Origin of the sequence: Porphyromonas bennonis DSM 23058 = JCM 16335, assembly GCF_000375645.1 — a bacterium.
Taxonomy (GTDB): domain Bacteria; phylum Bacteroidota; class Bacteroidia; order Bacteroidales; family Porphyromonadaceae; genus Porphyromonas_A; species Porphyromonas_A bennonis.
Window position 1 is genome coordinate 1 of sequence record NZ_AQWR01000057.1, and the last position, 10023, is coordinate 10023.

Genomic DNA, 10023 nt, shown 5'->3' on the forward strand with positions numbered 1-10023 from the left:
GGGGCGAAGCCCCGGAGGGATCATCGCTTTTTAGACCGGGTGTCGAGGCACGAAGTGCCGAAGACCCCGGGAAACGACGACGCATTCAAGGTATACGACCCCGCTAGGGTGTCGCACTTACCATCCAGTCAATCAGTGCGACACCCTAGCGGGGTCGCGGGATCGCTTGCAATGCCTGACCCCCGGGTCGTCGGGGCTACGCCCCTTGACTCGTGGCTATGGAGCGGGCACCCCTGTCGGGGTGCTTCGTTCCCCACTCTTCGCGATGAGTTTGAATGACTTATGTAAAGCCCAAATGGGTCGCCGCTTTTCTCCTCTCAGAGCTATTTCTTTTACCGGTATTAGTGATCACTAATACCGGTAAAGGTCAGAACTAATACCGGTATTAGTCAGACCTAAGGTCGGTATTAGAAATAAGCGATCTTTTATGCGATTCCTGAAAAAAAGTACACAGTTGATTGAATATTACTGGGACTGTATACTGGTCATTGGATTAAGACCTGAGAGTGTGCATACTCGGAATGGGTTAGATGTCTCTCTCGCCTCCTTCCCCTTGGTCAGTAGAGGATTAGGGTAGTGCCCCCCTCCCAATAAGGGAAATTCGCGATTTGGCGGTGAAATTGCAATAAATAAGTACATTTGCGCAGAAGTATATACACTGTCAACGTTATGCAAACCCATTGTTTTACACTTGAGCTTCGGAAGGTAGGTGCCCTTGCCCTGTCCCTTCTTATGATTGGGCTCCTCTTTTCTTCCTGCGCTACTCGTAAGGATGTAGCCTATGTTCAGACTCCTGAGCAGTTGATGACCGTGGCATCCAATGGTCTGCAAGATGCACGCATCCGAGCTAAGGACTTGCTTACCATCACGGTCGAGTCCTCTAACCCTGAGGCAGTAGCTGCTTTTAACGGTATCTATTGGACCCCCAATCAGCAGTATAGCACCTACGCCCAGCAGGCGAGGACTTTCCTCGTCGATAATGAGGGAAATGTGGAGCTGCCGGTCGTGGGTCTAACTCATCTTGGTGGATACACTCTGCGAGAGGCTGAGACGCACCTCAAGGGAGTGCTGAGGAAGTACGTTACCGACATCTCCTCTGTCAATGTGAAGATCCAGAACTATAAGTATTCCGTGATCGGAGAGGTACGGCGCCCAGGCACTTATACCTCCGAGAATACGAAGGTCTCGATCTTTGAGGCGCTTGCGAATGCGGGCGACATGTCCATCCAGGGCGTACGAAGTGAGGTGAAACTGATGCGCGAGGGTGCTGACGGTCGGCGCGAGATAGTGACGCTCGACCTGAAGGACCCCTATATTCTCTCCTCTCCATATTATTATCTGCAGCAGGGAGACGTTGTCTACGTGCAGCCCAATAACGCTGCTGCTCAGAGTGCTAACGTCGGTGCCGCAACGGGTATCATCTTCAGCATCGCTTCGCTGACCCTTTCCGTTGCCAATATCCTGATCAGTATACTTGTGAAGTAATCGGCATGAACCCATATGAAAGCTCCTCCACGGGAGCACCCTCTAATACCCCCCCAGCTGGGGAAGCAGGCCGCGACGAGCAGGAGCTTGATCTCTCCACGCTCTTGGCTTCTTATCTGCGTTATTGGCCGCTTTACCTCCTTTCTCTCCTACTCTGTCTGATCTTAGGGTGGCTCTACATCACCACATCCAGACCGAAGTATAGGGTGGCGACAACCATTCTCTTCAATGACCCACAAGAGGGGAAGCGAGGGAACTACGCCTCTGCCATTGGAGACTTGGACCTCGTGTCTATCGCGACTGGTGGACTTAATCTCAATGTCGACAATGAGATGCAGCTGATCCAGTCCCGAGAGATGCTGCAGCAGACGATCAAGGAGTCCCACTACTTTCTCGACTTCGCGAGTAGGCAAGGTCTCCGCACGCAAGTCTACTGGAGAGACCTTCCTGTAAGGATAACTATGGAGCCTTTTGACCAGCTCGACCATATCAAGGCTCCACTCGAGTATACGCTGACCTCCTCCTCCGAGGGAATGATCCTCACAGATAAGGGTACCGGGGAGACCAAGGTAGTCCGTAAGTTGCCTGCCACGGAGGTGACGGACTATGGTATCATATCGTTCCATAAGGGCGACAGCGCTGCTCTGAAAAATAAGATGCCAGATGAGCTCGTGATCACAGTCCACTCCCCGCTGGCTATGGCTGAGCAGATGACCCGTGGACAAATCTCTGTCGAGCGTGTGGAGAAGAATAGTAATGTCTCCTCACTCTCCATTCTTGCCGATAACCGCAAAAAGGGTGAGGACTTTCTCAGCAAGCTGGTAGAGGTCTACAACCGTATGCGCGCCATCGATAAGAATGCGGTAGCACAGCGGCAGTACGACTTTATCAACGAGCGTATCTCACTGATCAGTCAGGAGCTCGGTAGCGTGGAGTCTAACCTTGAGTCGGTCAAGAAGTCCCAGGGTGTCACCAGCTACGAGGACCTCGGAGTGGTCGTGCAGAGTAGCGCTAAGCTGACCGAGGAGGTCTCGCGTGTACAGACTCAGCTCAAGGTGGTCGACCACCTGATCTCTTACGTCAGAGCCATGGGGCAGAGTGAGTACAATCTAATCCCTGCTTCTCTCGGCGTGGAGGATGCCTCGCTTAATAGCGCTGTCAGTCAGTACAATACCATGGTGCTGGAGCGGAACAGCCTCGCTGCCTCTGTAAGCCCCGAGCACCCTAGACTAAAAGCACTAGAGAAGGATCTAGGGACGACCCGTGATGATCTCGTTAGTGTCGCCGATGTCACGAGACAGGGGCTCCAGATCCAGTACGACGGGCTTAGGGGGATGAAGGGAAGCCTGCAGGGCAAGATTTCTCAGGCACCTACCTTTGAGCGTATCACGACCGACATAGAGAGACAGCGGACGATTCGATCCAATCTTTACCTCATGCTCCTGACGAAGCGTGAGGAGACCTCTATCTCTCTTGCCGCCTCCCTTGAGAGTGCCAAGCTGGTAGATCCTGCGCTCGCAGACACTGCTCCCTCACAGCCTAAGAAGCCGATTATCTACCTGGCAGCACTTATCCTCGGACTACTTCTGCCGACGCTCTTCCTCTACCTGAGACGGCTCACTCGGACCAAGATCCGCACTGAGGATGACATTCGTCGTCATACCACGCTCTCTGTTCTCGGCAGTGTACCGCATATATCCGATGATCACTTTAGTGAGCAGACCGGCGAGATCGTGGTAAAGACCCGAGACAGCGACGTGATGACTGAGATCTTCCGTACTCTGCGTACCAATCTCAATTTCGTCACCGGTAATCAGCGACCCCTTGTCTTGCTTGCAACGTCGACCGTCCCTGGGGAGGGGAAGACCTTCGTAGCCTCCAATCTCGCAGTCTCTCTCTCCGCACTGGAGGAGAAGGTGCTGATGATCGGGCTTGACCTCCGCAATCCGCGCCTCTCGCGGACCTTCAAGGGGCAGCACATCCATGATAGGCACGACACTACACACGATCACACACACGGGATGAGCGAGATCCTCAATGACCTCACCCTCGACCCGATGGACTATGTGATGGAGCTACCCGACTTCCCCGGGCTGTCGGTCCTCCCGGCCGGTAAGATCCCGCCTAATCCTGCCGAGATGCTCTCGAGGCCTCGACTCGATGAGGTGATTGGTATCCTGCGGGAGCACTTCGACTACATCATCATCGACAGTGCCCCATGCGGACCTGTCGTCGACACAGTCATCCTCAGCCGTGTAGCTGATGCGACGATGTATGTGACCCGCTATCGCAAGACGGACAAGCGCGATCTCGACTACATCAACTATCTGTCCGATGCCGGCAAGCTTCCTAATGTCTCCATCGTCCTCAATGACGTCAAAGTGGATACTAAGGGGCTCAAGAAGGGCTATGGATACGGCTATGGTTACGGCTATGGCTACGGCTACTCTAGTGACGGCAAGAAGAGAAAGAAGTAGTCGTATCACTCAGAACGGTAGTAACTAACGCTGATAATGCAAGAGGGGGCTGCCTCACTCACTGGTGAGGCAGCCCCCTCTTGTATTATCAGGATCCCGCGGAAGTCAGAAGAGCCGTCCTCGGCGACTGGACTTCTTATACCGCTTCATCATCTCCGCCTGCCGGGTATCAATCACCGTCGTGACATGGAGTGGTTGGTGCGGATTTCCAGAAGCGATCATCTGGTAGATCACCTTCCAGTCCGGCAGTCCTCCGAGATTGCGGTCGTCGATGAAGAGGTCGGCCTTGAGCTTCCGGCTGAAGTGTCTGTCCGCCTCGGTCTCCTCGGCGAAGTCCTTATTGACGGAGTAGAAGGCGATCCCCCGCTCCTCACACCACCGGACAGCTTCGTCCAGCAGCTTTCCCTCACGGACTGACCAGAGGATCAGCCGATGTCCATCACGGATCAGCTGCTTGAGTGTCTCGACTGCGCCAGGCACCTCTTTGCCGATGGCAGGATACTTATGCTCGACGATGGTTCCGTCGAAGTCTATTGCGATTATCATAGGAGCAAAGTTAGCTCTTTTTCATGAGCAGAGCGCCTGAGCAGAGAGAGGGCTGTGTCATCGGATGAAACCGGCGACACAGCCCTCGCTTCTCTATATGGAGAGATCAGAATTCGTAACCGACCATAACGAAGAAGTTAGCATTCTTCGGCGATCCGGTGAGTCTCTTCGTATCCTTCAGCTGGTCAACAAAGCCGTACTGTCCACCGACGGTCAGCAGTAGGTCATCGTACTTCAGCCCGATGCTCCCGACGAGACCACTGTCGATGCGACGCAGTTCGCCATCGTTTCCAAAGGAGTCGTGCTTCTCCGTAGAAGTGCTTCCGGCGATGTTCTTGCCATAGAGCCCGATCCCGAGGTAGGGACCGACGTTGGCGACCAGATCAAGATCATCCTTCACTTCACGACTAACGCGGAGAGTCACAGGGATGTCGAGGTAATTGAGGTCGTAAGAGAGTGCCTTGTCAGCATTGTCCTTGTAGCGCTCACCCTTCTGGGAGAAGAAGACACCCGGGCGGATGCCAAACTCAAACCCCTTGTACTCATACACCTCGAAGTCTGCATCCACGCCGATCCGGACACCTGAGTGAAGTGAACGTGTAGCTCCGGGATAGGCGGTGAAGTCCTTGAGGAAGCTACCCTGGTAACCAGCGTGAACGGAGATATCCACGTCCAGATCCAGCTCACGCTCCTCTTCGACATCCACAATCTCCTGAGCAGCCACCGGCAGTGAGAGTGCCAGAGCGGATAGTGCTGCGAGAGCACTGAAGATCACTTTTTTCATTTCTTTTACTCTATAATAACAGTGTTTACCATGTGTGCAAAGGTAGTGAAAATCCTCTCATTTACTCCGATAGTACGTTCAGCTCAGCACCGGCAGCAAAGTCGGCTCCACTCTGCGAGGAGAGCGCTGTGAAGCGGATGTAGCGTGCCCTGACGGGATGACTGAGCCGAAGGGTCTGTCTCGACTTAGAGCGCTCCATCGTGCCGCGAGCCACCTCCTGCCACTTCTCCCCATCGTTGCTGATGGAGAGGGCGTAGTCTCGGATGTCGCCATTGGTGCTCCCATCCTGACGCGGCAGATAGGTGATGCCGGCGATGGTACGCTCCTCGCCGCAGTCGAGTGCCACCCAGTGCGGATAGGCGGCGACTGTGATGGAGTACATGCTGTGCCAGATCGTGGAGGGGTCTCCGTCAAGCAGGTGAGCGACAGCCCCTGCACCGCTCTCCTCTGAGGAGACACCGCTGATGGTCACCGGTATCGTCGTGATCCGATCGTACCGATGCTCCGTGACGATCCAGTCGCTTCCCTCCGGCCAGGCGCGGACCACACCGCCACTGCGGAGGTCTATGGGACGCTCATACCGCACCGCCGGCTTACCGTCGACGGAGTAGCGGATCGGAGACGAGCCGGAGAGCGTCAGCAGGCCGGTGGCACTGCGTCTCATCGTCACCGGGAGTGCCGTTGGCGTCGCTACGACTCCATCAGCATGGAGGGGTCGGATCTGCAGCGTCATCGTGTGGGGTCCGCCCATCACCCGATCCGGTGCCAGCGGTCCGCCCTGACCGCAAGAGTTGCCTCCGAGACCAGTCACAGCGAGATCCATATGGACATATGTGCCGTCAGACTGTGGGAGCTGGTAGGGGTGGGGCGCCATCGACAGCTGCATCTGACTATAGGGCAGCACGCTCATGCTCCCGCCATGGGTCATGATCATCAGCCCTCTCTGTCCGGTCTCATCCGTCAGGCGACCGTAGCGCACCCCCTCGCGATTACCCATGCTCTGGGGCTTTGGGAAGGGGACAAATTGCTCCGCCACGCTGCTCGAGTACTCCCCGACGAAGGCGCCGGTCTCCCGGTCGGCGTAGTTATTCCACGGACCGCGACCATAGTAGGTGTAGCGGTCGAGCTCGCGCGGCAACCGCATCGAGAGTCCGATACGAGCCAGCGCCAGGGAGGGCTTATTGCTCTCCACCGAGGCGCTCAGGGTGATCGTCCCGTCCGGACTCACGGTCCAGATATAGGTGGAGGTAAAGGTGCAGTCCTCCGGTCCGAAGGGCTTCTCAGGATGATCCTTGAGCTCGAAGCGCCCACTCACCCCGCCACTGAAGTCGGTACCATAGGGCGCCCGGCTCTCCACCCGATAGAGGATCGACAGGGAGCCGTCAGCATTGGGGTGGACGTCGCGTGAGAGCACCCGGTGGCGGAGGTTGTGGAGACCATTGGCAAACCATGCCTTGGAGGCCCAGTTGTCGTTGTCCGTCGGGGCGCGGAAGGGATCCAGTCGGGGACCATTGCCCGAGGCGATCACCTCCCGACCACCGTATACAAGGCGGTCGATCGTACCCTCGCGGTCGTCGAAGCGAACCGAGAAGCCCTCGCCTGAGATCGTATTACTGTCATCGAGAGTCAGCCGGACCTTCCCGTCAAAGATCTTTGCCGAAGGGACCGCCGGGCTCAGCTCCAGCTGCTCCGCCATCTGCACGTAGCCCGCCTCAGCCCAGGGTGTCTCGTATCTTTGGCGCAACCGGACGGTGACGAAGTATTCGTGGTCACGCTTGGTGTCCTTGCGGGTAAAGGGTAGGGTCACCACCGCAGCCTTGCGCGGGGCAATCGACGGCATTTCGACCTGCTCCGTACGCACCTCGCGACCGTCCTCCAGCAGCACTGCCTCTAAGTAAAGGTCATCGAGCGTGGTGAAGTACCGCTTATTGAAGATCCGTACCGTCCCCTCATCGGCGAGAGCCACATCGCTGATCCCCACATCCTGATAGACCTTCCGCACCTCGTAGTAGGCGGGCTTAGGCTCATGCGTCGGGAGGAGGATCCCATTCATGCAGAACATCCCGCTATTCGGCTTGTCCCCAAAGTCCCCTCCATAGGCGAGATAGCGGTCACCGGTCTCCGGGTCGGTCGTCCAGAGAGCCTGGTCCACCCAGTCCCAGATCGCACCGCCCATAAAGAAATTGGTATTCTCGATCGCCTCCCAGTAGTCGACGAGGTTACCCACTGCGTTCCCCATACTGTGGGCATACTCGCTGACGTGGAAGGGGTACTTCAGGTCATACTTCCCCTGCACCGCCTCACGCATCCAGGCGATGGAGGGATACTGATTGGACCCAATGTCGACTATGTCGTTATTGCGCTCATACTGCACCGGACGGGACTTATCGAAGGCCTTGATCGCGTCATAAGCGGCGACGAAGCACTTCCCCGGGCCCGCCTCATTGCCGAGGGACCAGATCAGGATCGAGGGCTCATTGACATGCGCCGCCACCATATTCATCGTCCGCTGCACCGTGGCGTTGGTAAATTCCGGCACATGCGACAGCGATGCCTCTCCGTAGTAGTAGGCGTGGCTCTCACAATTCGCCTCATCCTCCAGGTGGAGCCCGAAGAGATTGCAAAGGTAATAGAAGATCGGGGTATTCGGATAGTGAGAGAGACGCACGTGATTGATATTCCCCCGCTTCATCAGCATGATCTCATCGATCATCTGCTCCCGGGTGATCGTGTTGCCGGTCTCGGGGCTGATCTCCTGACGATTGACCCCCTTGAGCTTGATCGGCTTCCCATTGAGGTAGAAGTAGCGACCTGCGAGGCCAAACTCGTCCTCCTCCGCCGGTGTATCCCGGATTTCTATTTTCCTAAATCCTGTGATGACCGAGAAGGTCTGAGCCACCCGACCCCGCGGATCGAGGAGCTCTCCCACCAGCGTGTAGAGGTTTGGTCGCTCTGCCGACCAGAGAGCGGCATTGCGGAGTGAGAGGGCCGACTCTGTCACCGTGGTCTCGCCCCGCGGCGTGCCGTTGAGATCGGTCGTCACGACGACGCCGGTCGGGCTATTCTCCTGACTGTAGAGGGTGTTTCGGTAGAGCGAGTAACGGACCCGCCACCCATTTGCTGTGCGAGAGGAGCGATTCCGCAGCTCGGTCCGGATATGGAGCGTCCCGTCTCGGTAGCTCTCGTCCAGGTCGGGCGTCACGGCGATGTCCCGCACCGCCACCTCCGGACTGCTCGTCAGGTAGACCGAGCGGTAGATCCCCGGCAGGCGCCACATATCCTGCGCCTCCAGGAAGGAGCCGTCACTCGATCGGTACACCTCCACAGCCACCGTATTCACCCCCTTACGGAGGTAGTCGGTGATGTCAAAGGTGGCTGTTGAGCGGGAGTCCTTGCTGAATCCCACATACTTACCATTGATCCAGAGGTAGAAAAACGAATTGACCCCATCGAAGTGGAGCTCCACCCTTCGACCGCCCCAGTCTGCCGGGACTGTGAAGTCCCGCCGATACGAGCCCACCTCGTTTCTATCCTTATAGGTGGTCCAGTCGGTCGGGGGAGTGCGCATCACACCGCCCTTCCAGTCGCCGGGCGCGACCGTGTGCTTGAAGATGTAAGGCTGATTGCAGTAGATCGGCGTGCCGTACTTCAGTGAGCCGTCGGGCTGGATCCCCGCCACACTCCAGCAGGAGGGTACGCTGATCTCATCCCAGCCAGAGACGTCATACCCCGGTCGGTAGAAGTCCATCGGCCGCTCACCGGGATTACCGACCCAGTTAAACCTCCACGCTCCGTCGAGGGACCTGTAGTACGTGCCCGGCGTCTCCGGGAGATACTGCCGGGCTGCCTCCACGCTCCTGTAGGAGAAGAAGTAGGCCGCCGGCTGCTCACGATTGAGCCCCAGGCGCTCAGGCGACTCCCACTCGGAGCCGTCAGGGGCGACTGCAGTGCCATACTCATAACCTGCGATCGGGTGGAGCTTCTGACTCTGACCCGGCAGAGACAGAGTGAGAAGCACAAGTAGGGGTAGGAAAAGTCTCTTCATCTTATGGTAGGATTGCTTATTAGGAGACCATTGCAGTGCAGAGGGTGGAAGCCTCGACAGTCACACCTGGAGGGGGTCTGACGCAATGATCCTTGTAGCGTAAAGATACCCCTATTTCCTGAGATCCTCTCTATGCCGCCCCCGGCGAGTCAGCAGTGACGCATTCGAGAGACACCGTAGCCATTCATCTAATAGTGAAGAGTGGGGAACGAAGCACCCCTTGTGGGTGCCCGCTCCATAGCCTCGGGTCAAGGGGCGTAGCCCCGAAGACCCGTGGACCGGGCAATGCAAGCAATCCCGCGACCCCGCCAGGGTGTCGCACTCATTGCCAGACTGGTATGTGCGACACCCTGGCGGGGTCGCTGAAGGCTCTGCTCGGCGACCCACAAGGGATCGAGGGGGTAGGGAAGGGTCTTTGTACATCGGTCACCGCTTCGCGGATGACCGATGCCTATGGAGCGAGCACCCTTCGGGTGCCTCACGGATAAGCCCTCTAGGTATATGATTACCCCAATGCTCAAATGCGTCACCCCTGCCCCGGCGAGTCAGCAGTCAGGTGTCAGAGCGTGCGCTGAGGACGGCATCAGAAGTCCCTCACTCTCAGACCCATTTCTAATACCGGTAATAGGCGCGACTAATACCGGTATTAGTGAGATCTATTACCGGTATTAGTTTGACCCGAGATC

At 56.9% G+C, this 10023-nt stretch carries 5 protein-coding genes; 2 read left to right on the forward strand and 3 right to left on the reverse strand.

What is annotated here, in order from left to right:
* Positions 1-732 precede the first annotated feature (732 nt).
* Positions 733-1485 (forward strand): polysaccharide biosynthesis/export family protein, encoded by a 753-nt coding sequence (locus B088_RS07665; RefSeq protein ID WP_025082039.1) that lies wholly within the window; start codon positions 733-735, stop codon positions 1483-1485.
* Between the two features lie 5 nt (positions 1486-1490).
* Positions 1491-3962, forward strand: a complete 2472-nt coding sequence (locus tag B088_RS07670) for a polysaccharide biosynthesis tyrosine autokinase (RefSeq protein ID WP_018107841.1) — start codon at positions 1491-1493, stop codon at positions 3960-3962.
* A 105-nt stretch (positions 3963-4067) separates the two neighbouring features.
* Here the strand turns inward: B088_RS07670 and B088_RS07675 are convergent, their stop codons facing one another.
* The 3 genes from B088_RS07675 to B088_RS07685 all read right to left on the reverse strand — a co-directional run bounded on the left by B088_RS07675 (position 4068) and on the right by B088_RS07685 (position 9337).
* A complete protein-coding gene (locus B088_RS07675; protein ID WP_018107842.1) occupies positions 4068-4508 on the reverse strand; it encodes a BT0820 family HAD-type phosphatase in 441 nt (146 codons plus the stop codon).
* A gap of 106 nt (positions 4509-4614) precedes the next feature.
* Entirely contained in the window at positions 4615-5292 is a 678-nt protein-coding gene (locus B088_RS07680) for a porin family protein (protein WP_018107843.1), read from the reverse strand.
* A gap of 61 nt (positions 5293-5353) precedes the next feature.
* The gene (locus B088_RS07685; RefSeq protein ID WP_018107844.1) at positions 5354-9337 is read right to left on the reverse strand and encodes a glycoside hydrolase family 2 TIM barrel-domain containing protein; all 3984 of its coding nucleotides are present in this window, start codon (positions 9335-9337) and stop codon (positions 5354-5356) included.
* Positions 9338-10023 lie beyond the last annotated feature (686 nt).